Here is a 25583-nt window from a genome sequence, read left to right as displayed (position 1 = left end):
ATATGAAATAATTCAAAAAAAAATCCTCAACGTTTTTGTTGGGGATTTTTGGTTTGTTGTTTGTTGTATTTTCGTGAGTTCTGTTCTTAGTTTTGTTAGTAGAAATTTCAAGTTTATTAATTGTTATAAACCGTCGTTAGGCAAGCGTTAATTAAATTTTATATTATTTTTTTGGATATTTAATCAACTGCTTTTCCATCTTTTATTTTAAATTCTCCAATTAATTTATCTTTCCAATATATTTTAAAATTGCCTGAATCATTTCTGTTTTTAAAAACTGGAAATTGGTATGTAAATTTCAATCCACTTTTACTTTTAAAATTTTCAGGTACAAGTCTATATCTGTATTTTTTTTCTTTTTTACTTCCTAATATATTTCTCATAAAAGTATAAAAATCAAAATTTTCAATTCCATCTTGTGAATATTCTGTAAAAGAGTCATTTTCGTTTTCATCTAATTCCATATGATCCGCATACCACTCTTTATCACCGTAATAAAAACGATAAAGAGACACTCCAATTGGTCTATAACGTACTTTACTTTCTACATCTACTAGAGATATGTTGTTAAAATCTAAAGTCTTTTTTGTTGAAAAATCTTTAAATTTTGCAGTAAAAAAGACTAAAAATCTCGTTTCATCAGGGTCATCAATATTTTTTGAACATTTGAATTTTGCACCTCCAAAAATGTTTGGATTTACACCATAGCTTTTTAAATCCATCTCAACATCTTCAATCAAAGGAAATTTATATTGTGAGAAGCAAAAATTAATAAACAATAAATTAATAGCTAAAAGAGAAATCAAATTTTTCATAATAATAGTTTAGTTTTTTGATTTAAAATTGTGTTATATTCTTGCGTATTCGTTTTTAATTTTGCCTAACTTGTAAATATACACAAGTTGCGTTTATAAGCATTTACACTTATTTAGTGTCGTTTGTTTTTGTAAATATATAAAATATAAAGTAAGATTTTGTGCTTTTACGTGATTGTGTGAAATAGTTTTAAAAAAAATCCTCAACTTTATTTGTAGGGAATTTTATGTTTGTTGAAATATAAAAGTGGTCTAAGTTTTTTGAAAGGGTTTGTAGTTTTTCATATAATGAATTATAGAAGTTTTTCTATGGATAAAACTAAGCTAAAACCGTTTTTCTTTCCTATGTTAGTTGGCTTTTTTTTTCCGGCAAGAACATTCGTGATGCTCGTTAAGGTACTCAATTGTTTCTAGACTTAGTTCATTTAAAACCGAGATATTGATGTCAGAGAGTTTTTTTACATAAATACAAGCTTTACCCATTTTAAATTTGCCAAGTTCTGTTAATAATAATTGACTTTTTTGCGTATCCGAATAGACGTAGAGTGAGAATGCTGCTTTTCTTGGAGAAAATCCAAGCATAGGTGCATCTCCTTCGTGTCCGCTTTCATATTTGTAATGGTAGTTGCCAAATCCTATAATAGTGGGTCCCCACATTTTAGGTTCAGCATTAGACCATTCTTTCATTAATTTTACCAATTGTAAGCTGTCTGCTTTTTTCTGTTCGTTGTCGACGTATGAGTTTATAAAATCTATTACGTTTTCTCCAGTGTAAGTTGTTTTTGTTTTTGCCATAATTTAGGTTTTGATTATTGCCTTAATATTTTTTCCATCTTTCTTCCTTTTGCCAATTCATCAATCAGCTTTTCCATTTGTCTACACTGTTTATACAGTTCAAATTCATCTTCTATTTCTTCAATTCGGTAACCGCAAACGACTCCTTTAATCAAGTGTGCGTTTGGATGTATTTTAGCTTTTTGAAAAAATGTTATAAAAGTTACTTTATCATCAATAAGTGCTTGTAAAGTATTTTGATCAAAACCTGTAAGCCATTCAATTACTTGATTGAGTTCTTCCTTGGTTCTTCCATTTTTCTCCAATCTATTTAAATAAAGTGGATAAATAGATGCAAATATCATTTTTCCAACTTTTTCATTTTTCTCAGCTGTTACTTTCATTTTATTTGATTTTAACTTAATTGGTGCTAACGGTTTGTATATATATGGAACTTCCTTTTATATGTACTTACTATTATTAATGGTCTTTTGTTACTTGTAAATATATAAAATAAAAAGTAAGCCTTTAAGGCTTACTATAATTGTGTGAAATAGTTTTAAAAAAGATGCTCAACGTTTTTTGTTGTGGATTTTTGGTTTTGCTTGGAAGGTTTAAGTGTGTTGATTTTTTGAAGACTTTTATACTTGAAGTTGAAGTCTAATCCAATTTATTCCAAAAAGTAAAATTAAGATTCCAAAAATGTAGCATTGAAATTTGTTTACTTTTTTTGCGTCAAATTTTGTTATATAATACCTGTCGATTATTAGTGTTAAAATAGGTAGAGGCAACCAAAGCAAATTAACCCACCCTTGTAAAATTTCGCTCATTCCATTATGGTTTATCATAACAAATGAAGAAATTACTAAGCCCAATAATGAAATTATGCTTAAGATAAAAAATAGCGTTACTTTTTTAAAGTAAGATGTTTTCATAAAATTTCTAACGTTCTTGTTTATGTATGCAAGTGTATATTCATGCATTTATATTCGTTTGTTGTTGTTATTTGTAAATATATAAAAAGAAAAAGTAAGATTTTTAGGTTTCTGTAATTGTGTGAAATAGTTTTATAAAAAAACTCAACGTAGTGTTGGGGATTTTTGGCTTGTTATTAATTTATAGTAACAAATTCTAATTCTAAAATGTCTAAAACATTATTATTATCGTCTAGAACTGTTAAATTTATTAAGCCTTTTATATGCAAACCTCCTCCAGGTTTATTTCCTATATATACATCTGTCACTATTAAATTGCCTGATGTTTTATATTCTTCCCATACTTGTTGACTATAAACACTACCTAAGTCTGCATCATTTATTAAATAAGGTGAAAGTGCTTTTTTGAAAAGTACCCTATTTATAGTTGAATTTTCATTAAAGGTTAAATTATTGTAATTGATCAAAGGTTGGTCTAATTGAATTGAGATATTGTATCCATCCCCGGTAACATAATTTATATTTTGGTTTCCGGAACCATTACCCCATACTTGATAGTATGAAGATAATACATCTAATGTTCCTCCATTACTTTTTAAATAACAGTAATCTCTTCCCCAAGGTTGTCCAACTCCTAGGTTTTGAATTATTTTTCCTTCAATTTGTCTGCTTTCTAGTGAATTTGTGTTAGAATTTAAAGTCCCAGAAAATTCAATAGTTACTTTATTTGTTGTTTCGTCATATTCAAATTTATTAATTTGAAATGCATTAAGTGGTTTGTATGTAGGTGTCTTAAATTTTTTTAGAATGTTTTGACTTTCAGTATATATTGTTTCTTCTAATTCAAAAAAGAGTAAAGCACCACCTTGAGTGAATTTGTAATTAAAATTATAATTAATCGTTGGAGTTTGACCTTGATTAACTGTGTGTCTAGCTGTACCTTGATAATCAGTCATTAAGATCATGAAACCTAGGTCATTATTAACTGATTTATAAGTTATTCCATCAATTGTAAACTCAATTAATTCATCAATATTTTCTTCATTAACAATTTCATTTTGAAGTATTTCTTCGTCTTTAGAACATGAAATTAATGAAAAAATTAATAGGAATGGAATTATCAAATTTAGCTTTTTTCTTAGTATGTCCATATTTAATATATATTCTTTATGTGATTTTTTGTCTATATCTCAACCAACTTTTAGGTATAAACGAGTAATAAATACTTGTAAATATATAAAAAAAGTAAGATTTTTACGGTTTGTCGTAATTGTAAGAAATAATTCAAAAAAAAAATCCCCAACGTTTTTTGTCGGAGATTTTTGGTTTATTTGAAAGGTTTTGTTGCTTGTGGTTAGTAATGAGATAAAATAAATACTGTGAAGTTGGGAGACTTCGCAGAGATAGGTTAGCTTCTAGTGCTTTTTCGGTCACTATAAAATTTAGTGTAGATTGGAATTTATCAGTTTGTTTATTCCTTTTTAAACTTAGATTTTAGATTTTATCCTACTCAAAGTTTCTTGTGATATGTTAATATAAGAAGCAACTATTTTGTTGGGTAGCCGTTTAACAATATTTGGATTTATTTTAAATAATTGTTTATATCTTTCTGATGCATCTAGCGCTGTAAACGATATTAATCTTTTTGAATTATTGACATAAGCCTTTTCTAAATATAAACTATAAAAATCTTTCCATTTGGGAATAATTGTCATAAGATATCTAAAGTCATCGTGAGTGATGTATAAAAGTTCGCTATCTTCAATAACTTGAATAGTCTCTTGTGCAGGTTCATTTGTTATAAAACTAACGAGTTCTGTAGCAAATTGATTTTCAAATGCTATATAACGTGTTATGTCTTTCCCTTCTTCATCAATGTAAAAAAGTCTTAAACAACCTTTTTTTACGAAATAACTGACCTGACTATTTTTTCCGTTTGAGAGTAAAATTTCATTTTTACTTTTTTTTATGGTTTTAAAATAAGACAACACGACTTTTAAATCTTCTTCTTCAATGTTAATATTCTTTCTTATGAAATTAGTAAGTTCAATATAATTTGTCATTTTATTTATAATCTCTGACAAATTTACGATAATGAATAATATCTTGTATAGATAGTACGACTAAATTGTGCTCCTTTGCAAAATTTATAATAGTGTCAATTTTTGCCATTGTACCATCATCATTCATTAATTCGCACAGTACTGCTTCTGGTTTTAAGCCTGCTAACTTCATTAAATCTATGCTGCCTTCAGTATGCCCTTTTCTTTCTAGAACACCATTTTTTTTAGCTCTTAAAGGAAAAATATGACCAGGTTTAGCTAAATCGTAGCTTTTAGCATTATCATTGCATGCTACTTGGATAGTTGTCAATCTATCTTTAGCCGAAACTCCTGTAGTTACACCTTCTTTTGCTTCTATAGAAACGGTAAAAGGTGTTTGAAAACTACTTGTGTTTTCTTTTACCATATAGGGTAAGTTAAGTAAATCCGCTTTTTCATTCGTTAAACAAAGACAAACAATACCACTGCATTTTCTAATCATAAGTGCCATATCATAATTAGTCATGTTTTGAGCAGAGAATATTAAATCACCTTCATTTTCTCTGTCTTCATCATCCATTAAGATAATTCCATTTCCATTTTGAAGGTTCTCTAATGCTTTTTCTAATCGTTCTTGGCTGTTGTTATCAACTATTTTTAATGTATCTAATTCTGTAAGTACCATTTTAAATTTTTATTATTATTTGAATGGCAAAACTAGTGTTGTCTTAAGTCAAATTATTTGATGTAAGTCAATAAATTTATTTAAAAAAAAATCCTCAACGTTTTTTGTTGGGGATTTTTGGTATTTTAATTTAAAGGAATCTTTATGGCAGAAATGAAATAATCTGGATTATCAGTTCCGAATGCCATAAAGATGTAGAGCGTTTGGTTTTTTATAATGGGTGAAGCAAATGCTCCTAGATGATCCCATGCCCAATTGTAAATGGGATATTTGTGGCGTAATTCTACAGGGTTAATTAATAATGGACTTCTGGAGTCGTGATTCCAATTGATTCCATTCCAATTCATTAATCCGTATTCTCTGTTGTTAGAGGTTAAATAGCTAGAATAAACTTCTTCACTACCTATGAGTATGTGTAATTTTGAATTGAATTGAATGTAGGCTGCATCATCTGCTTTTCCTTTTAAATATCCGCTACTGTTTGTGCCTTTGTGAATTATACTTGAGGATATGATGTTGTTGTTATAGTCTAAAGCACTTAATAAATCGATTGCAATTACTTCATGAATTTCTCTGTCGATTGCATTAGTGTTTCTTTTGTGAAAAAGGATTCTGTATTTGTTTTCGAATTTTGTTAAGGCTAGGGGAAAGCTGTTTTGGTTTTGTCCATTCCACCCAGGTATCATTATCTCTTTTGGTTGTTGTATGATATTTAGGTTTTCATCTATTATCATGTAAGCTGATGTGTAATTGTTATTGGGTTGTTGAACACCTAATAAAACGAGATAATTTCCATTGTCTAATTTATATGGATTGTCTGTTGAGAAAACATTTCCGTTTATTTTTGCAAACGGTATCATATCGGTACTTAGAATTTTTTGATTATGGAATGTCCAATCTTCTAAATTACTACTTGTTGCAAAATAAATACTTCTTGTGTCATGTGATCCGAATACTACCGGTGTTAAAAGTACATAAGTTCCGTCTGTTTTTTCAATAATTCCACCTGGTTGCATGTAATTAAAAACGCCTTCGGTAACGCTAGTAGGGTAGGGATTGAATAGCGGACGATTATTTATTATGTTGTAGTTTATAAATGGGTTAAAGAACTCTATGCTTTCTCCTATATTCTTATTTAAACTACCTAAATATGTATTTCCAAGAGTAATCCAACCGGTTTGTAAATCTACGTTTTCAATTTCGACTAGGTTTGAAGCTTCCATACCTTGAGTTATAAACCAACTTTGACCACCACTGCCTTGAATTATTAAATTTGTTAGATTGGCATAGTTTGTTTTAATTCTATTATTAGTTGGGTCGTATGCGGTAATTTTTATGGGATTAAGCCTCTTAATATTACTTATGTTGTCTGAAATTAAAGCATTCGAGAAAAAGGTATTTAGACTACCTGCTGGAAAAACTTCTTCAGAACCAATTTCAGGCTCTATTTCAGGTGTAGTTTCAATTTCAGGTTGATTATTTTCAGTGTTAATTATGTCATCATTTCCACAAGAAGTGATGAATGAAATTATAAAGAGTACTATTATTTTTTTCATTTATTAATTTGAAAGCAAGGATTTAGACTTTTTGCTATTTAATTATGGCTGTGATTTTTATTAAAAGGATTTAACATCTTTATAATTATTGGTAAATATAAAAAGAAGTGATAAATTTTTAGTGTTTATTTGAAATAGTGCAAAAAAAAATCCTCAACGATATTTGTTAAGGGTTTTTTATTTAGTTTTTTTATAAAGCTTCTTCGTTTATTTCATCTTCATCAAGTTTTGTTTTTTCATTAGGTTTGATGATCATTCTAAAGTATTGGTCTTTGTAAATGTAATAACCTATCCAATTGACAAAAGTACGCAGTCTGTTTTTAAAGTTTACTAATCCCATGATGTGAACGAACAACCAAATTAGCCAAGCTAAAAATCCTTTGATGAAATATTTTTCGTTTGGTAAATCAAAAACAGCTTTGTTTCTTCCTATAATGGCTAAAGAACCTTTATTTGTGTATGTAAATGGTTTCCAGTTTTTATTATCTTTATCTAAATTCGTAGCTAAGTTGTCGGCTTGTTGAATAGCTGGTTGTGCTAATTGTGGATGACCATCAGGATAATTTGTATCACCAGAAAGTATAGCACAATCACCTAAGGCATAAATATTTTCATAACCTTCTACTAAGTTGAACGCGTTTGCTTTTAGTCTTTTTCCTCGTCCATAGCTTGATAATTCAAAACCTTCGAACGTTTTTGCCGATACACCTGCTGCCCAAATTAAGTTTCGAGATTCGATTTTACTTCCGTCTGAAAGTTCAATAACGTCTTTGTTAAAATCTTTTACTAAGCAATTCAGTTTTATTTCTACGCCCAGTTGTTGTAATTTTTGATACGTATAGTCTTGCGATTTTTTGGACATTACGTTTAAGACTGTTGGCATTCCGTCTACTAAGTAGATTTTAAGGATGTCTTTATCAGCTAATTCTGGGTAATCTTTTTTAATTATGGAAACATTCATTTCTGCTAAAACTCCCGAAAGTTCTACACCTGTTGGTCCAGCACCAGCTATTACAAAGGTTAGCATTTTTTGTCTTTCGACTTCGCTTGTTAATCTTGTAGCACGATCTAAACGTGTTAAAATTGTATTTCGTAAGGTTAAGGCATCACTAATGGTTTTCATAGGTAAACTATAGGCTTCTATGTTTTTATTACCAAAGTAATTACTTTCTGTTCCTGTTGCCATGACTAGGACGTCATAGTTTAGCTCTCCATTGTTCAGTATGATTTTGTTTTCATTAGGAACGACTTTTTCAAGGCTACCTAATCTAAATCGTGCATTTTTGCTGGGTCTAAGTATTTTTCTAAAAGGATAGCTAATTGCTGATGGTTCCATTAATCCGGTAGAAACCTGATATATTAATGGAGGAAAGAAGTTATAGTTGTTGGCATCGACTAATATGGTGTTGTATTTTTCGGAATTCCCTAGTTTTCTTATGAACTCTAAACCTGCAAATCCACCACCTACGATAACTATTGTCTTTTTCATTGTATGTTAATTATACAGTAAAGTTACGTTTTTTAAAGTTTTTATGACTTTAAATTGTCTTAAGATTTTGTTAGTTTTTCTTTATATGTTTATGGATACAAGCGCTAAGTAAGTTTGCAATTGTTTTTAATAAACTCCAGCTCCTGGATTCTTATATGTTCCATTTATTTTTTTAAATGATTGATTATTTAGAATTAGATAATGATCTTTATCAATTGTAGCTTTAATAGTATCTTTTTCGATGATGATTTTTAAAATTTCTTCGTTTTCTATAGCTGGATATTTTTTTGTATCATCTATATTAACACTGTAATAATCGCCAACTTTTGTAATAACGATAACTTTACTTTTATCGTCAATATTTACCCATTTTCCTTTAAAACCATCATTTGTATTCTTTTTACAAGAAAAAGAAGCTAAGACAAGTGCTACTAATAAAATAATTTTTTTAAACATAATTTATAATTTTATGATTTATAAAGTATTAGTAAGGATTTGAGTTAAAACGTTACAATAAGTGAAAATGTGGTAAATACTATTATTTCGCTTCAATAATCAAAAACACAGCTGTGCTATCTCCAATGTTTAATACTTCATGCCAAGTAACTTCACTTTTTGAAAAGGTTGTTCCTGTGGGTACATCAACTTCTTTGGTTCCGTTTTGGTCTGTAATTCTAAATTTGCTTCCTTGTAAAGTGTAGCCAAAATGTGGGTTATGGTAATGTTTTTCGTGTCCAACTCCAGGTGGAAAAGAACATTTTAGAATTCTTTGTTTGGCATTATCTTCTAAAACTTCGCAAACGGGTTGGTTGTTCCAACCTGCTTCTAAAGGATCTGGTAGGCTTTGTTTGGGTTTGCAATTTGTGAATAAAGTTAGTAGTATAATAAATTGAAAAAGTTTGAATAGTGGTTTCATTGGTTCGTTTTAAATTTTTACAATATTGTTTAATGAAATTAATAGTTCTCCTGTAATGTCGTAGCGATAATTTTTGGGAGGTTTATCTTTTTCGTAATCGTAATTTATGGTTGCAATTTGTAGTGTTTCGTTGTTTTCGAAATATAGAATAACTTCAACAATTTTAGATACTTTTTCTAATTTCATTGTGTAATCAATTACTTCATTAAAATCTAAAGTTTTAAATTTTACATCAACTACTTTTTTTCCAATTAGGTTGGACAGTTTTTTAGTTTCTTCTATATTTATTTCTTCTTCATTTTCATTATCGTATAGTTCTGTGAATGGAGTAGCTTGAAACATATTGTATTCATATTCAGATGAAAAACCGATTGAGAAGAAGCCTTTTTTAAATTTGAATTCAATGCCTTCAAAAATAAATAAATTTTCACTTTCTTCATGATAATAGAAATCATTTACTTGAAATATTTTTAAATCCATCAATTCACCTGATAAAAAAATGGATTCAAAATCGTTTAATAAGTATTGATTTATTTGAGGCACTTTAAATTCTAAATGAATTTCTTCATCTAATCTTTTTTTAATTTCTTCATTGTATATTTTATCTTCTTTATAAGCGCTTTTAAAAAAAAGAACAAAAATGATTACAACAATAACCGTTACTATTTGATATGTTTCCATTTATAAATTTTGATTTTAAACATAAAAAAATCCTCAACAATTTGTCAAGGATTAGTTTGCTAATTTACTTTTTTATGATTGTCATGTTTACCAAATGATTTCCTGAAACATATTCTTTTTTAAAAACAACTAGATAATTATCATTTTCAAATTGTCGATTTATGTCTATTAAAGGATTTTTTGTAGGTTCTTTTGAAATTTCAGTATAACCCAGAGCTTTAATTTTATTAGGAAAAGTATAAATTGAATTATGAGCAGTTATAAATGAAACCGAAGTTCCTTCTTTCATAATAAGTGATTTATAAGAATCATTTACCCAATTATTTTGATTGTAAACCCAACCATATTTTATTTTATTTAGCTGGTCTAAAACCTTATCATTTGGGGTTTCTAATAGGCTGAAAATATCGTCAATCGTTAAATCTCTTTCTTCTGAACCTTTATAATTTCTTATGTTTTCTTCTTTTATTAATAATTCAACATTTTGTGTGTCAATGGATGAATATAAAAGTTTTACGCTTTGTCCTTTATAAAAATTTCCGAATTCACTTTTAGAAATTTCTTTAGTAACCTGAATTTTTCTACCATCTTTTGTTCTGTATTCAATAACTAAATCAGTCATGTCAAAACTTTTTGAAGATAACGACGAACCAGAAACCACTGTTCCAACAGTTTCAACTTGAGTTTCTTTCAAAATAGTTTCTTGACCGTTTCCTAAAACCCAAGAAAAAATAAAATAAAACAAAACCATTGGAATAAACAACAATGCTATTGGAACTTCGCTATTTGGAGCATTTGAAACATTTCTTTTTTCTTCAATTTTTTCTTTTTTCCAACTTTTATAATATTTTAAAACATAGAATAATCCTATTGTCAAGAATATAGTACCAAATATGGAGAAGATTCTAACATGAACAAATGTTTTATATGGAAAAACAAAAAACATTAAAATTAGAGTCAATAAAACCAAACCTAATGCAACTCCAAATTTTATTTTATTTTCTAAAGGTAAAGAATCATTGTTTTTTTGTGTACTGATTTCTAGTGCTTTTACAATATATTCTTCAGCTTTTTCATCTGAAAAGCCTTTGGCTAATAAATAGCTTTTTAATTCTTTTTGTCTAGCAGATTTATTTTTCATTTTGATTAATTCTGCTATAATTTTTTCGTCGAACATATTTTTAAATTAGATTGGAACAAACATAAAAAAAAATCCTCAACAAATTGTCAAGGATTAGTTTTTGGAGGTATAAATATGTATAATTATTTATTGATGATTGATTCTAGATTTATGGTGAAATTAATATATCCTCCAAAGTTTCTTGTTTTATTTGTTTCAGAATCTAATGTATTGGTTAAATTAATTTCTGGTAGAAGTTCTAAACCAAAATGATGAGCAAAATTTACTCCAAAACCTAACATTGCTCCAAAATTTGATTTTTTATAAAAACCTTCAGTCTCTTCACCATCAGCTTTAGCACTTAATACATTTGTCATTCTGAAGCCACCAATCAAATAAAAGCCCTTGTTATATTCGCTATTGACATCATATTTCAACAAACCATGAATTTGTAGTGAATTCACTTTTAACTCATCAATTAATTTTCCATCAAAAGTACTTGTACTTCCTGTGATAAAATTATCTTCAACTACACTACTATAAAGTAGGTTTCCTTTAACACCAAAGTTATTATTAAGTTGATATTCTAAAAACCCACCAAAATTTAACCCACTAAATCCACTATTAGCAGATATTGGGCCATCGATTTGAACATCATAAGCATTAAATCCTAATAAAGCACCATAACTCAAATCTTGAGCATTTGTATTATTTAATCCGAATAGTAAAAAAGTTAAAAGTATAATTTTTTTCATAAAAATGTTTGTTTTAAAAAAATCCCCAACAAAACTGTCAGGGATTACTATATTTCTAAATTCTAAATTTCTTATAAGTGAATTACTTCTCCGTAAGCATCAGCAACAGCTTCCATTACAGCTTCACTCATTGTTGGGTGAGGGTGAACTGCTTTTAAGATTTCGTGTCCTGTTGTTTCTAGTTTACGCGCTACAACTGCTTCTGCAATCATATCTGTTACACCAGCACCAATCATATGACAACCTAACCATTCACCGTATTTTGCATCAAAAATTACTTTTACAAAACCATCTTTTGTACCAGCAGCACTTGCTTTACCTGATGCAGAGAATGGAAATTTACCAATTTTTAATTCGTATCCTTTTTCTTTAGCTTGTTTTTCTGTTAAACCTACAGAAGCAATTTCGGGAGTTGCATAAGTACAACCTGGAATGTTTCCATAATCTAATGGATCAACGTGTAAACCTGCTAATTTTTCCACTAATAAAATTCCTTCAGCAGAAGCAACGTGTGCTAAAGCTTGTCCTGGAGTTACATCACCGATTGCAAAGTAACCTGGAATATTTGTTTGGTAGAAATCGTTAACTAAGATTTTATCTTTGTCAGTAGCGATTCCAACATCTTCTAAACCGATGTTTTCGATGTTTGTTTTGATTCCAACTGCAGAAAGTAAGATGTCAGCTTCTAAAACTTCTTCTCCTTTTGCTGTTTTTACATAGGCTTTAACTCCTTTTCCAGAAGTATCAATGCGTTCAACAGAAGAGTTTGTCATGATTTTTACACCAGCTTTCTTCATTGATTTCTCCATTTGTTTAGAGATATCTTCATCTTCAACAGGAACTACATTTGGCATGAATTCTACAACAGTTACATCAGTTCCCATTGAATTATAGAAATGAGCAAACTCAACACCAATTGCACCAGAACCTACAACAATCATAGATTTAGGTTGTTCAGGTAATGTCATTGCTTGTCTGTAACCAATTACTTTTACACCATCTTGAGGTAAGTTAGGTAATTCACGAGAACGTGCACCAGTTGCGATAACAATATTGTCAGCACTATATTCTGTAGTTTTTCCGTCTTTATCTGTTACATCTACTTTTTTACCAGCTTTTAACTTTCCAAAGCCGTCTATAACGTCAATTTTGTTTTTCTTCATTAGGAATTGAACACCTTTGCTCATTCCGTCAGCTACATCTCTAGAACGTTTTACAACAGCACTAAAGTCTTTGTCAAATGATTCAACTATTAAACCATAGTCAGATGCATGCTTTAAATAATCAAATACTTGAGCTGATTTTAATAAAGCTTTAGTTGGAATACATCCCCAGTTAAGGCAAATTCCACCTAAGTTTTCTTTTTCAACAACAGCAACTTTAAAGCCTAATTGTGAAGCTCTAATGGCAGTAACATATCCACCAGGACCACTACCTAAAACTATAATATCGTATTTCATTTGTATTTATTTTTCAATTTGTAATAATGCTTGCGAAATTATGGAAATTATTTGTATCGTAAAAGTTTAATTGTGTAATTGTTTAACTGATAAATCGTAAGTTCATAATTTACAACTGATAATTCATAATTATCCTGCTACTTTAGTATCAAACTGTGCTTCATATAGATTTTTGTAGAAACCAGATTCTTTGGCTATTAATTCGCTGTGCGTTCCTTGTTCTACAATCATTCCTTTGTCCATTACTATGATTTTATCTGCATTAATAATCGTTGCTAATCTGTGAGCAATTACGATTGATGTTCTTCCTTTAGTAATGGTTTCGGTTGCAGTTTGAATTAATTCTTCTGAATACGTGTCAATTGATGAGGTTGCTTCATCTAAAATTAGAATACTTGGTTTGCTTACATACGCTCTTAAAAACGCAATTAACTGTCTTTGTCCAGATGATAACATTACACCACGTTCTTTTACGTCATAATCATAACCGTTTGGTAAGCTCATGATGAAATCGTGCACACCAATTTGTTTAGCACAAGTGATTACATACTCGCGAGTAATTTCTGGATTATATAGTGTGATGTTGTTGTAAACGGTATCAGCAAATAAGAATACATCTTGTAAAACGACAGCAATTTGTTGGCGCAAACTTTCTAAAGTAAAGTCTTTAATATCAATATTATCAATCTTGATTGTACCTGAATCAATTTCATAAAAACGATTTAGTAAGTTGATAATGGTTGTTTTTCCTGCGCCCGTACTTCCTACAATAGCAATAGTTTCTCCTGAATTTATTTCAAGATTTACACCTTTTAATACTTCTTCATTTTCTATATAGCTGAAACGAACGTTTTCTAAATCTACTTTTCCAGCAAAACTTGTCGCAACTTTTGTTCCTTTGTTCTGAATTTGACTATCTGTTTCTAAAATTTCGAATACTCTTTCGGCAGCGATAATTCCCATTTGCATGACGTTAAACTTATCTGCTATTTGACGCAATGGATTGAATAACATAGTTATAAACATTGTGTAAGCAAAAAAGTCTCCAAAGGTTGTTGTGTCACTTCCATCAAGAATGTTTATTCCTCCATACCAAATAATTGCACCTAAAGTTAAAGATGAAACGATATCGGCAATAGGGAAGAAGATAGAGTTATATAAAATATTTTTTTGCCAAGCATTGTTGTGTTTCTCATTAATGGCTTTGAATTTCTCAAATTCTATGTCTTCTCGGTTAAATAGCTGAACAATTTTCATTCCTGTTAATCGTTCCTGCACAAAAGTATTTAGGTTAGAAACTTGTGTACGTACTTCATTAAAAGCTACACGCATTTTCTTTTGAAAAATATTGGTTGCCACGATCAAAATAGGCATGGCTAGAAGTACGATTAAGGTAAGTTTCCAATTCATGTAAAGCATTATTCCGAGAATAACAACCATTTTTAGCATGTCACTAACAATCATGAATAAACCTTGACTGAAGATACTTGCAATAGATTCAATATCTGAAACAGAACGCGTTACTAATTTACCAACAGGTTCATTGTCAAAGTACTTCATTTTGAACGAAGCAATATGATTGAATAACTTATTTCGAATGTCTTTAATTATATCTTGACCCAACCAATTTGCCCAATACGTAAAGAAAAATTGCGAAATAACTTCAACGATTAGAACAATTCCCATTAAAATTATATAGAATAATAAGCCATTTCCATCTTTGGGTTCCAAGTAATTATCAACAGTCTGTTTTAATAGATAGGGACGTATAGCTGCAAATAAAGCTAGAACTATAGCCCAAACAATTACCCAAATAAACCGAGATTTATAAGGCTTTGCGTAAATGAGTACTTTTTTTAATGACTTGATTTGTATTTTGTTTTTCATGTATTTCTAATTGAAATCCTGTGTGTTTTTTCCGTTGGCTAAACCAAACTTATTTATTTTCTAAAAAAGGATAATCTACTTTAACCAAAAACAATCCATGAGCAGGAACAGAAAATCCAGCTTTTGAACGGTTTTTACTTTCAATAATTTCTTTAAATTCTTCTAAACTAGTTTTTCCAGAACCAATATTAATCATGGTTCCGACAATTGCTCTTACCATATTTCGTAAAAATCTATCAGCTTTTATAGTAAAGATTAGTTGATTGTCTTTTTGTTTCCAATTAGCTTCGGTAATAGTACAATTGAATGTAAATACTTCTGTATGCACTTTTGAGAAACATTCAAAATCTGTATGTTTGAATAATATCTTACAAGCTTTGTTCATTAAATCGATGTCCAACTGCTGAAAACAATACCAACTTATATCTTCTAAAAATGCATCTTTAAAAGTATGAATATAGTATTCATAAGTTCTTGCAGAAGCTTCAAAACGAGCATGTGCATCTTCTTTGACCTCAAAAACATCATATATTACAATATCTTTCGGTAAATAAGAGTTCAATTTTGGCAACCAATACGAAGTCTCTAAAGGATTTTCTATATCAAAATGAGCAAACATTTGCTTGGCATGAACTCCAGAATCAGTTCTTCCGGCACCAACGATTTCAATAGATTTATCGATTAACAACTGCAAAGCTTTTGTCAGTGTTTCTTGTACAGACGTAGCATTAGGCTGTGTTTGAAAACCGTGATAATTTTTTCCGTTGTATGCGAATTCTATGAAATATCTCATTTTTGAGGTTAAAAGGTTATGTGTTTAAAAGTTTAAAGATTTAGCACATAATCGACAAATTTACAAAATTCGAGAGCATTGACAATTTCAATTTCAATAATTAAGTTATTTTTGTGACATGATTAAGATATTATTGCTTTCCGACACGCACAGTCACATTGATGATACCATTTTGAAATACGTTAATCAAGCCGATGAGGTTTGGCATGCAGGAGATATTGGAAATTTGGTTGTAACTGATACAATAAAGAAATTAAAGCCTTTACGTGCTGTTTATGGAAATATAGACGATGAAAAAGCTCGAATGGAATTCCCTCTTATTAATCGCTTTATGTGTGAAGGTGTTGATGTTTTAATTACACATATTGGTGGTTATCCTGGAAAATACAATCAAGCTATTCGGGAAGAACTTTATAAAAATTCACCGAAACTTTTTATTTGTGGACATTCTCATATTTTAAAAGTCATGTTTGATAAGAAATTAAATTTATTACACATGAATCCTGGTGCAGCTGGAATTTCTGGATTTCATCAAGTTAGAACGATGTTGAGATTTGAAATTGACGAAGAAAAAATCCAAAAACTTGAAGTAATTGAAATTGGTAAAAAGTAGTATGAACCCTTAAAATTTTATTAAAGCGCTTGATTTTTTCATTCATTATTAGTATGTTAATATTATATTAGTATGTTAATATTATAATTTAAATATATATATGATGAAAAAAGTAGTAACAATCTTAATTTTATGTTTAACATTTTTAACAAATGCTCAAGAAAAAATTACATTACCAGCAATTGTAGAAGCTAATTTTGAGAAAGAATTTAAGGATATTAAAGATGTCAATTGGTCTATTTTTTATAGAGGAAAAAACAATAATGACCTTAGATTTGAAGCTGAGTTTTTAAAAGGTAATTCAAGACTTCTAATTAGTTATAGTGATGATGGTGTCATTAAAGCTATTCAAAAAAGTATTGCCTTAAGCTCTTTAAAAGAAAAAATTAAAAAATATTTAGTAGATAAATACCCAACATACCAAATTAACGAGGCTTCTTTAATTATCAAACAAGATCAAAAAACGTATTATGATGTAGGAGTTTCTGATGAAACGAATTATTTTATTTTAGTTTTTGATGGTGAAGGAAATTATTTATACTTAACACCTCTTTCTAATAGACTTTAAATTTTTAACCACAAAAAAACCCGAAACTTTCGAATCGGGTTTTCTTCGCACTAATAAACTAAGATGATAGGTTTATCGTAGACGATCCACAGATTTTACGAGATCTTCGTCCTTTTTAATAGCTTTGTTGGCCAAAACTAGTAACACGATAGAAACTAAAGGAACAAACATCGCAATACCTTTCTCAGAAACCGAAGCTTCTCCAGATAAATTTAGCGTTCGATACACAAATAATCCTATTAAAATAAAGTTCAATATGATATTCAATCTGTTTAAAACAAACTGATTTTGTCTCTTTTTAAATAACAATATGCTAATTAAAGCCATTGTTGCAATTAATCCAAACCCTACAATATATATAATATCACTTGTAAAATAAATAGGCATTTGTTTTGCATCTTTCCACAAAGGAAGAAACATAGGCACTAAAGCCGACAACAAGGCACACACAAATAAATATAAAGATTGTATTCTCTGAATCATTTCTAAAACATTATTAGGCCAAAATTAAGTTTTCTTTTTTAAAAAAACTATTGTTTTATTGTAAAAATATCGTATTATTGCATAAGAAATTCGTAATCACTTCTTTACGAATCGTTACAAATCTTTACTTACAAAGAATCATATTATACATTCTGTATCAACTTAACATTACGAAACCTTCATGTTTGACATTGAAAAATTAAATGAGATGAAACTCTCAGATTTGCATGAAATTGCAAAAGCGGCCAAGCTAAAAAAAGTAAGCGCCTTAAAAAAAGATGAATTAATTTACCAAATATTAGATCATCAAGCTTTAAACCCAATTCCTGTAGATGTTGTAAAAACAGATGCTCCAATCGAAAAAAGAGCTAAAGTTACAACTCCAAAAACAAAAAAACCAGTAGCAACCAAGACTACAAAACCAGTTGCTGAAAAAGCTATAACAACAGAAGAAACTCTAGTTGAAAAAGCACCAATAGCTAAACCTATTGCAAAACCAAAGTTTACTAAAGAAGCAAAGACTACTCCAAAACAGGAAGCAATAGATTTTGAGGAAAATCCAAAACCTGAAAAGAAAGCTCCACAATTAACGGAAGAGCAAAGAAAAGCTATCATTGAGAAAGCTAATCAAAACAATCCCAATCACCCAAGTTATATTGGCCCAAAAACCACAAACGGTGATGCACAACCCAAAAAAGAAATTAAAAGTACCCCACATAAAAAAAATAATTACAGAGAACCTGATTATGAGTTTGATGGAATTATAGAAAGTGAAGGAGTTTTAGAAATGATGCCTGATGGTTATGGTTTCTTACGTTCTTCTGATTATAATTATTTAGCTTCACCCGATGATATTTATTTGTCAACTTCTCAAATTCGTTTATTCGGATTAAAAACAGGAGATACAGTAAAAGGTGTAGTTCGTCCTCCAAAAGAAGGAGAAAAATTCTTTCCTTTAGTGAAAGTATCCAAAATAAACGGACATGATCCGCAAGTTATTAGAGATAGAATCTCATTTGAACATTTAACACCAATTTTCCCAAAAGAGAAATTTAATTTAGCTGAAAGAGGTAGTACAATTTCTACACGAATTTTAGATTTATTTGCTCCAATTGGAAAAGGTCAACGTGGAATGATTGTAGCACAACCTAAAACAGGTAAAACTATGTTGTTGAAAGAAATAGCAAATGCTATTGCAACCAATCACCCAGAAGTTTACTTAATAGTGTTACTTATTGACGAAAGACCTGAAGAGGTAACCGATATGCAAAGAAGTGTAAAAGGAGAAGTTATTGCTTCAACTTTTGACCGTGAACCACAAGAACACGTAAAAATTGCAAATATCGTTCTAGAAAAAGCAAAACGTTTAACGGAATGTGGTCATGATGTTGTAATCTTATTAGATTCAATCACACGTCTGGCTAGAGCTTATAACACAGTACAACCAGCTTCTGGAAAAGTATTGAGTGGTGGTGTTGATGCAAATGCGTTACAAAAACCAAAACGTTTCTTCGGAGCAGCTCGTAATGTTGAAAATGGTGGTTCATTAAGTATCATTGCAACAGCTTTAACCGATACAGGTTCTAAAATGGACGAAGTTATTTTTGAGGAATTCAAAGGAACTGGAAACATGGAACTTCAATTAGATAGAAGAATTGCTAACAAACGTATTTTCCCAGCTATTGATTTAGTTTCTTCAAGTACGCGTAGAGATGATTTATTGTTAGACGAACAAACAATCCAACGTATGTGGATTATGCGTAAGTACTTAGCAGATATGAATCCGGTAGAAGCAATGGACTTTATCAACGATAGATTCAAGAAAACAAAAAACAATGAAGAATTCTTAATTTCGATGAATAATTAATTTAGATATTCGGATTTTCAGTTTTCAGATTTTCAGATATAAAACTCTCATTAATTTGGGAGTTTTTTTTATACAAAACTCAAAAACCTTTTAAACTCATAAACTTTTAAACTAACTTTGCTCAAAATAAATCAAAATGCTACATTTAGGACAATACAATACCTTAAAAATACTTAGAGACACACAAGTTGGAATCTTTCTTGGTGACGGAGAAAACGAAGAACATGACGTTTTACTTCCTAATAAATACGTTCCCAAAGAATTTTCTATTGGAGATGAAATTACTGTTTTTGTATATTTAGATCATGAAGAACGTCCTGTAGCGACAACAATAAAACCTTATATCAAATTGAATGAATTCGCACACTTAAAAGTGAATTACATTAATAAATTTGGTGCTTTTATGAATTGGGGTTTAGAAAAAGATTTATTTGTCCCTTTTAAAGAACAAGCACGTCCTATGGAAATTGACAAACGCTATTTAGTGTATTGTTATATGGATGAAAAGACCAATAGATTAGCTGCAACGAGTAAAACGAACCAATTTTTATCTAATGATAATATTGATCTGCAAACTAACGAAGAAGTTGATTTAATCGTTTCTCACATTACAGAAGCTGGAATTAATGTTATCATTAACGAAAAGCACAAAGGTTTGGCCTATGCGAATGAAACGTACCAAGATATAAAACCTGGTAAGCGATTAGTAGGATATATTAAGCAAGTTCGCGAAGACGGAAAAATTGATGTTTATTTAAGAAAGGTTGGAGTAGAAGCTATTGAACCAACGTCTCAAATAATTTTAGATGAATTGAAAGCTAACAGAGGTTTTTTGCGTTTAAACGACAATTCGCATCCAGAAGATATTAAAACAGTTTTGAAAATGAGTAAGAAATCATTCAAAAAAGCAGTAGGAAGTTTATACCGTCAACAATTAATCGAGATTAAAGAAGACGGAATTTATTTGATTTAATTTATTTATTGAGTTGAAATGCCATACATAAAAGATTCAAAATATGATAAATCAATACCTTTTTTACATAAAAATGCACATTTTTCCACTATTTATGCCGCAAAAGTAAAAAACTTCTCAGCTCCAAAGTATAAAAGAGAAAAGCTAGAACTTTCTGATGGTGATTTTTTGAATGTAGATTATAAAATGCAATCTAAAACTAAAGCAGTTGTTTTATGCCATGGTTTAGAAGGCAATTCACATAGAACTTACATTAACAGTTGTGCTGATTTTTTTTTAAAAGAAGACTTTTCTGTTTTTGCTTGGAATAATCGCAGTTGTGGTGGCGAAATGAATCGTTTGCCAAGACTGTATCATCATGCTACTATTGACGATTTGGATGCTGTAGTACAATTTGCATTAAGTAAAGAGATTCAAGAAGTATATTTAATTGGATTTTCAATGGGTGGAGCACAAGTCATGAATTATTTTGGTAGAATTTCTGAAATTAATTCAAAAGTAAAAGCTGGAGTAGCTGTTTCTGTTCCCGTTGAAGTTAAAGCGAGTGCTGAATCTTTAAAGAAAGGTTTTAATCAAATATACATGAAAAATTTCGTGATTGATTTAACTAAGAAGCTTAAAATAAAATCCAAACAATTTCCTGAACTAATGGATTGGAATAAGATTAAAAACATCACTAACTTCGATTATTTAGACGATAATTTTACAGCTCCAATTCATGGTTTTACAGATAAAGATGACTATTATAATAGTGTTTCCCCAGCACGAAGTATAGAAAAAATAAACAAGCCGGTTTTGGTGTTAAATGCGCTAGATGATCCTTTTTTAGGCGATGGATGTTTTCCGATTCAATGGGCAGAAAAAAATTTATTTCTTCATTTGGAAACTCCAAAATATGGCGGACATTGTGCTTATCCAATGAGAAATTCGTCATATTCCTATGCAGAAATCAGAGCTTTCGAATTTTTTAAATCCTTATAAGATGATTACCAAAAAGAATATTTATTTAGGTTTAAGCGTTTTAGTCTTTGTCATGACTATGTTTTCAATTTTGACAAGTAATAAACCTGATGGAGTTTTAGATAATTCTCTTTCGATTCAATGGATTATACTTTTAGTATTTGCTCTTTTGTTACCCATTTTTAATTTAGCTGAAATCATTATTAATAGAAATGATTGGAGTAAACTTTATTGGTTAGGTTTAGTTTTTAATGTTTTAACAATTATTTTTGTAATGAGATTTTTTGAAATTGGATTGTTCTAATTTTTTAATCAAAACTTACTCACTTTCCTCATTCAACTTAAAAGGATAATCACCAAAAAGTGCCGAAGCTTTCATGGTTTGATACACTTTTCTTGAATACTTGTTTGATAAAGCAATCATAGTAACCGTATCATTTTTTAAAGTTATGTAAGAAGAAGTGTTTCCATGCCACCAACCATTGTGATAAAAGACTTTCTGACCAGAATCCCATTCGCGTAAACGAATTCCTAAACCATAATTCTTAATTCCTTTTTTCTCGTAACTATAACCTTTGTATATTTCTTTTTTTAAATCTTCCGAAATAAAATCAGGTTTATAAGTAGCTAAGTCAAATTTTAACAAATCTTGAGGTGTAGAATAGATGTTTTTGTCACCATAAACTGCATCTAATTGATCATATCGTATTTTTTCTTTTGTGCTTTTATAAGTTTGACTAACAATATCTTTATCTTTTTCGAATTCAAAAACAAAAGTATTATTCATTTTTAAGGGTTTAAAAACAAGACTTTGCATGGCTTCAGGATACTTTTGCGAGGTCAGATTTTCAATAATTAAAGCTAAAATTGCATAATTAGTATTGCAATAAGCAAATTTGGTATTTGGTTGAAATTCTAAAGGAATACTTTTAGTACCTAATAAACTTAAGATATCACTATTGTGAAGTGTTTTTTTCTTTCCCCAAATATTATCGGGTTCTGTAAACCTTGAATATTGTGCCAAACCACTTCTGTGATTTAATAGCATTCGAACAGTAATTTTTAAATAAGGAAATGAGGGTAAAATTGTTTTTACTTTTTCGTCTAATGTCAATTTTTCAGCATCAACTAATTTAAAAATTGCAGTTGCTGTCAATACTTTACTTATAGAAGCTAAATGAAGAGCAGTAGTTTCAGTAATATCTTCATTAGTTGAGAAATTTGATTTTCCTTGATACTTTTCAAAAATAATTTGACCATTTTTTGCCACTAGAAAACCACCATTAAAATCTTGGTTGTTATTGATATGAGCCTTAAAAAAACTTTCTACCAAAAAGCTTTTTTGTTGTATATATTCTTCGGGTAATTCACTAAAAATAGATTTAGGCAAACTATCATTTTCTATATCATTATAAGAAACATAGTTATGAGTAAGTGAATTTTTAGTATCGTCTTTACACGATAATAGAATTAGCAGAAGGATTATATATATAGGGTTTTTCAATGTAATGGGATTTGTTTTTACAAAAATATAAAAAACAGTTAGACTATTTTTTTGAATTTAAAATTTTGTGAACAATTTAATGTGTATAAACCTAAATACTGTAAAATAATAGGAAGTTTAAAATTTAAATTATTTCTATTGTTGGATTAATTTCTAAAAGTTGAACAATAAAATCAGCTTCATTTTGAGGTGAAAGATAAATATCATCATACTTATTGTAAGTAATGATTAAACCAACTTGACTTAAAGCCGGTTTCCAGACAGTTGGAACAAAAATGCCATCATGATGTTTTATTTTAATAATAGTTTTGATATCAATTTTGCCATAAAAAGGTCCAGATTGCCAATAAAGTTGGTTGTTCTTAATTCTGTATTCAGTTTTTAAAATAATAGAAAGTAAAAGTAAAAGCGTCAATAAATTGATACCAACAACAATATAAAATTCATTTCCTATATCATTTAATAAAGCCGGAATTGTTACACCGATAATAATGATAAATGTTAAAATAAATATTACATTTAATCGTTTGCTTTTTTTTGATTTATAGACTTTCATAGCCTATTTTAAAGGTTTAATTTCTTTTTAGAATCTTTAATTAAAGCATCTTTATGTACTAAAACCGAAATAGTTTTTAATCGCATATAAGGAACACTCATGTAAACAAATCCACCATTGGTAACTCTTTTTTCGTCTGTTCCCCAAGAATTTTTTACTTTGTAGTACATATTTCCTTTTTGATCTTTTACTTTTCCAACAATATGCATTAAATGATCGTCAGTAGTGTCATAATTTTCAAATTGAGCCTGACGATATGCTTGTGAAATTGGCATTTCTTCAATGATTTCAGCTAAACCAGTTTTCGTGTCATCTTCATTTTTAGGAACAAAAGCAACACCATATTTTGCAGAAAAAGTAGCTTCAGAAACATCACAATCTAAAGACAACGAATAGCCTTTTGCTAATGCATTATCAATATTTTGCATTAACTCATCTAGAGGTAAGTTATACATTGATCCATTAGAAAAATTATCAGGAATATTTAGGATAAAAGAACTATAAAAAGGTTGGTGTGAAAACGAAGTTAAAGTCAAATAATTATCAGGTTTAATTTTTACAAATTCAGCAAAACTCTTTGGAGAATATTTTTTTCCTTCAAAAGTGAATACAGTTGGATTTTTACCTAAATAAACATCCAAAACACCAGAAACTGCTTCTTTCCACTTTGGAGATAATTTTCTTCCAGGATTATCAATATATACTTTTAACATAGCTTCTAAAATAGCTTCTAATTCGCTATGGTTGTGTTTTTTTTCGTCTTCGGTTAAACCAGAATATACATCAATAGGAACTAAACCAAAATCAGCCACACTATTAATTACGTCATGAGCTAAACCACCTTGACTAAATTGCGCTTTTCCTTGACGCATAACAAAATTGTCTGCTTTTTTTGGATATGTATTTCTAACCTGATACATTTCCGATAAATCAATTTGCTTTCCTGTTAAACGAATAATTTCTGACTCTAAAAATGATGAAGTTGAAAAACTCCAACAAGTTCCAGTGATGTCTTGCGAAATAACTGGAGTCGTTTCGATATCTATAACCGACTGAAAGTCATAGATTTGTGCATTTGAAGTCAAAAATCCAAAACCAAGCAATAAAGCAATATATGTTTTTTTCATAGTAGTAATTCATTTGAAGATGCAATATAATGTAAAAAATGGTTTATTTTTACGTGAAATTTCATTTTAACTTTAACTTGATTTTTTAGAAAAACAGATTAAAGAAATTAGAGTAATTATTATAATCTCTTAATTTGTACTTAAAATCATAACTAAATTTTTAATACAACATGAGTCAAATCAATTGGAAAACCGTAAAAGAATTCGAAGATATAACCTATAAAAAATGTGATGGTGTAGCACGTATTGCCTTCAATCGTCCAGATGTGCGAAATGCATTTAGACCTAAAACAACACGAGAATTAATCGAAGCATTTTATGATGCTCAGGAAGATACTTCCATTGGAGTAGTACTTCTTTCGGCTGAAGGACCTAGTTCTAAAGACGGAATTTACTCATTTTGTAGTGGTGGAGACCAAAAAGCACGTGGTCACCAAGGTTATGTTGGTGATGATGGATATCACAGATTAAATATTTTGGAAGTACAACGAATGATTCGTTTTATGCCAAAAGCTGTGATTTGTGTAGTTCCAGGTTGGGCCGTTGGTGGTGGACATTCACTTCATGTAGTATGTGACTTGACTTTAGCAAGTAAAGAACACGCAATTTTTAAACAAACGGATGCTGATGTTACTAGTTTTGATGGTGGTTATGGTTCAGCTTATTTAGCCAAAATGGTTGGACAGAAAAGAGCAAGAGAAATTTTCTTTTTAGGAAGAAACTATTCAGCTCAAGATGCTTTTGAAATGGGAATGGTAAATGCAGTTATTCCTCATGCTGAATTAGAAGATACAGCTTTTGAGTGGGCTCAAGAAATATTAGAAAAATCTCCAACATCAATAAAAATGTTAAAATTCGCAATGAATTTAACCGATGACGGAATGGTTGGACAACAAGTTTTTGCAGGAGAAGCTACTCGTTTAGCCTACATGACAGACGAAGCCAAAGAAGGAAGAGATGCTTTCTTAGAAAAACGTAAGCCTAATTTTGAAAAGAAATATTTACCTTAGAAATTTAGAAGTCA

28 protein-coding genes are annotated in these 25583 nt (G+C 29.6%); 7 read left to right on the top strand and 21 right to left on the bottom strand.

Annotated features, from left to right (window positions below; genetic code table 11):
- Positions 1–179 precede the first annotated feature (179 nt).
- The 17 genes from AAC008_RS01640 to truA all read right to left on the bottom strand — a co-directional run bounded on the left by AAC008_RS01640 (position 180) and on the right by truA (position 15908).
- Entirely contained in the window at positions 180–815 is a 636-nt protein-coding gene (locus AAC008_RS01640) for a hypothetical protein (protein ID WP_339887017.1), read from the bottom strand.
- A 348-nt stretch (positions 816–1163) separates the two neighbouring features.
- Positions 1164–1610 (bottom strand): DUF1801 domain-containing protein, encoded by a 447-nt coding sequence (locus tag AAC008_RS01635; protein WP_339887016.1) that lies wholly within the window; start codon positions 1608–1610, stop codon positions 1164–1166.
- Positions 1611–1624: 14 nt separating this feature from the next.
- The gene (locus AAC008_RS01630; protein WP_339887015.1) at positions 1625–1993 is read right to left on the bottom strand and encodes a DUF2200 domain-containing protein; all 369 of its coding nucleotides are present in this window, start codon (positions 1991–1993) and stop codon (positions 1625–1627) included.
- 237 nt (positions 1994–2230) lie between these two features.
- Positions 2231–2524 (bottom strand): hypothetical protein, encoded by a 294-nt coding sequence (locus tag AAC008_RS01625; protein ID WP_339887014.1) that lies wholly within the window; start codon positions 2522–2524, stop codon positions 2231–2233.
- A 176-nt stretch (positions 2525–2700) separates the two neighbouring features.
- Positions 2701–3675, bottom strand: a complete 975-nt coding sequence (locus tag AAC008_RS01620; RefSeq protein ID WP_339887013.1) for a hypothetical protein — start codon at positions 3673–3675, stop codon at positions 2701–2703.
- A 336-nt stretch (positions 3676–4011) separates the two neighbouring features.
- Positions 4012–4587: a Crp/Fnr family transcriptional regulator gene (locus AAC008_RS01615; RefSeq protein ID WP_339887012.1), complete on the bottom strand. Its 576-nt coding sequence runs from the start codon at positions 4585–4587 to the stop codon at positions 4012–4014.
- 1 nt (position 4588) lies between these two features.
- Positions 4589–5251 carry a 3,4-dihydroxy-2-butanone-4-phosphate synthase gene (gene ribB, locus AAC008_RS01610; RefSeq protein ID WP_339887011.1) on the bottom strand — a complete coding sequence of 221 codons (663 nt, stop codon included), beginning with the start codon at positions 5249–5251 and terminating at the stop codon, positions 4589–4591.
- A 125-nt stretch (positions 5252–5376) separates the two neighbouring features.
- Positions 5377–6807 carry a hypothetical protein gene (locus AAC008_RS01605; RefSeq protein WP_339887009.1) on the bottom strand — a complete coding sequence of 477 codons (1431 nt, stop codon included), beginning with the start codon at positions 6805–6807 and terminating at the stop codon, positions 5377–5379.
- 190 nt (positions 6808–6997) lie between these two features.
- Positions 6998–8296, bottom strand: coding sequence for an NAD(P)/FAD-dependent oxidoreductase (locus AAC008_RS01600; protein ID WP_339887008.1), 1299 nt, complete (start codon positions 8294–8296; stop codon positions 6998–7000).
- Positions 8297–8422: 126 nt separating this feature from the next.
- Positions 8423–8752 (bottom strand): hypothetical protein, encoded by a 330-nt coding sequence (locus AAC008_RS01595; RefSeq protein WP_339887006.1) that lies wholly within the window; start codon positions 8750–8752, stop codon positions 8423–8425.
- Positions 8753–8834: 82 nt separating this feature from the next.
- A complete protein-coding gene (locus AAC008_RS01590; RefSeq protein WP_339887005.1) occupies positions 8835–9212 on the bottom strand; it encodes a cupin domain-containing protein in 378 nt (125 codons plus the stop codon).
- Between the two features lie 9 nt (positions 9213–9221).
- Positions 9222–9893, bottom strand: a complete 672-nt coding sequence (locus AAC008_RS01585; RefSeq protein WP_339887004.1) for a hypothetical protein — start codon at positions 9891–9893, stop codon at positions 9222–9224.
- A 64-nt stretch (positions 9894–9957) separates the two neighbouring features.
- Positions 9958–11070 carry a hypothetical protein gene (locus AAC008_RS01580; protein ID WP_339887003.1) on the bottom strand — a complete coding sequence of 371 codons (1113 nt, stop codon included), beginning with the start codon at positions 11068–11070 and terminating at the stop codon, positions 9958–9960.
- An 86-nt stretch (positions 11071–11156) separates the two neighbouring features.
- The gene (locus AAC008_RS01575) at positions 11157–11768 is read right to left on the bottom strand and encodes a porin family protein (protein ID WP_339887002.1); all 612 of its coding nucleotides are present in this window, start codon (positions 11766–11768) and stop codon (positions 11157–11159) included.
- A gap of 71 nt (positions 11769–11839) precedes the next feature.
- Positions 11840–13228, bottom strand: a complete 1389-nt coding sequence (gene lpdA / locus AAC008_RS01570) for a dihydrolipoyl dehydrogenase (RefSeq protein ID WP_339887001.1) — start codon at positions 13226–13228, stop codon at positions 11840–11842.
- 129 nt (positions 13229–13357) lie between these two features.
- Positions 13358–15115, bottom strand: a complete 1758-nt coding sequence (locus tag AAC008_RS01565; RefSeq protein ID WP_339887000.1) for an ABC transporter ATP-binding protein — start codon at positions 15113–15115, stop codon at positions 13358–13360.
- A 49-nt stretch (positions 15116–15164) separates the two neighbouring features.
- Positions 15165–15908 (bottom strand): tRNA pseudouridine(38-40) synthase TruA, encoded by a 744-nt coding sequence (truA, locus tag AAC008_RS01560; RefSeq protein WP_339886999.1) that lies wholly within the window; start codon positions 15906–15908, stop codon positions 15165–15167.
- Positions 15909–16026: 118 nt separating this feature from the next.
- Here truA and AAC008_RS01555 point away from each other — a divergent pair, with 118 nt between their 5' ends.
- Positions 16027–16521 (top strand): metallophosphoesterase family protein, encoded by a 495-nt coding sequence (locus AAC008_RS01555; RefSeq protein WP_339886998.1) that lies wholly within the window; start codon positions 16027–16029, stop codon positions 16519–16521.
- 103 nt (positions 16522–16624) lie between these two features.
- Positions 16625–17089, top strand: coding sequence for a hypothetical protein (locus AAC008_RS01550; protein ID WP_339886997.1), 465 nt, complete (start codon positions 16625–16627; stop codon positions 17087–17089).
- 72 nt (positions 17090–17161) lie between these two features.
- Here the strand turns inward: AAC008_RS01550 and AAC008_RS01545 are convergent, their stop codons facing one another.
- Positions 17162–17572 carry a DUF4293 domain-containing protein gene (locus tag AAC008_RS01545; protein ID WP_339886996.1) on the bottom strand — a complete coding sequence of 137 codons (411 nt, stop codon included), beginning with the start codon at positions 17570–17572 and terminating at the stop codon, positions 17162–17164.
- A 181-nt stretch (positions 17573–17753) separates the two neighbouring features.
- Between AAC008_RS01545 and rho the strand changes: the two genes are divergently transcribed.
- The 4 genes from rho (at position 17754) to AAC008_RS01525 (ending at position 21676) form a co-directional block, all read left to right on the top strand.
- Positions 17754–19439, top strand: coding sequence for a transcription termination factor Rho (rho, locus tag AAC008_RS01540; RefSeq protein ID WP_339886995.1), 1686 nt, complete (start codon positions 17754–17756; stop codon positions 19437–19439).
- A gap of 136 nt (positions 19440–19575) precedes the next feature.
- A complete protein-coding gene (locus tag AAC008_RS01535) occupies positions 19576–20412 on the top strand; it encodes a S1-like domain-containing RNA-binding protein (RefSeq protein ID WP_026715961.1) in 837 nt (278 codons plus the stop codon).
- A gap of 18 nt (positions 20413–20430) precedes the next feature.
- The gene (locus AAC008_RS01530; protein ID WP_339886994.1) at positions 20431–21393 is read left to right on the top strand and encodes an alpha/beta fold hydrolase; all 963 of its coding nucleotides are present in this window, start codon (positions 20431–20433) and stop codon (positions 21391–21393) included.
- 1 nt (position 21394) lies between these two features.
- Positions 21395–21676: a hypothetical protein gene (locus tag AAC008_RS01525; protein ID WP_339886993.1), complete on the top strand. Its 282-nt coding sequence runs from the start codon at positions 21395–21397 to the stop codon at positions 21674–21676.
- A gap of 15 nt (positions 21677–21691) precedes the next feature.
- On the opposite strand, the gene AAC008_RS01520 is transcribed toward AAC008_RS01525, so the two are convergent.
- From AAC008_RS01520 to AAC008_RS01510, 3 genes are all read right to left on the bottom strand, one after another.
- Positions 21692–22876: a serine hydrolase domain-containing protein gene (locus AAC008_RS01520; RefSeq protein ID WP_339886992.1), complete on the bottom strand. Its 1185-nt coding sequence runs from the start codon at positions 22874–22876 to the stop codon at positions 21692–21694.
- Between the two features lie 124 nt (positions 22877–23000).
- Positions 23001–23432: a PH domain-containing protein gene (locus tag AAC008_RS01515; RefSeq protein ID WP_339886990.1), complete on the bottom strand. Its 432-nt coding sequence runs from the start codon at positions 23430–23432 to the stop codon at positions 23001–23003.
- Positions 23433–23440: 8 nt separating this feature from the next.
- On the bottom strand, positions 23441–24559 hold the full coding sequence (locus tag AAC008_RS01510) for a C1 family peptidase (RefSeq protein WP_339886988.1): 1119 nt from the start codon (positions 24557–24559) through the stop codon (positions 23441–23443).
- A 170-nt stretch (positions 24560–24729) separates the two neighbouring features.
- Between AAC008_RS01510 and AAC008_RS01505 the strand changes: the two genes are divergently transcribed.
- Complete coding sequence (locus tag AAC008_RS01505) at positions 24730–25569, top strand: 1,4-dihydroxy-2-naphthoyl-CoA synthase (protein ID WP_339886987.1); 840 nt, start codon at positions 24730–24732, stop codon at positions 25567–25569.
- The last annotated feature ends 14 nt before the right edge of the window (positions 25570–25583 follow it).

This window comes from uncultured Flavobacterium sp., from assembly GCF_963975515.1.
Lineage (GTDB): Bacteria > Bacteroidota > Bacteroidia > Flavobacteriales > Flavobacteriaceae > Flavobacterium.
This window is presented reverse-complemented; position numbering and strand designations above follow the sequence as displayed.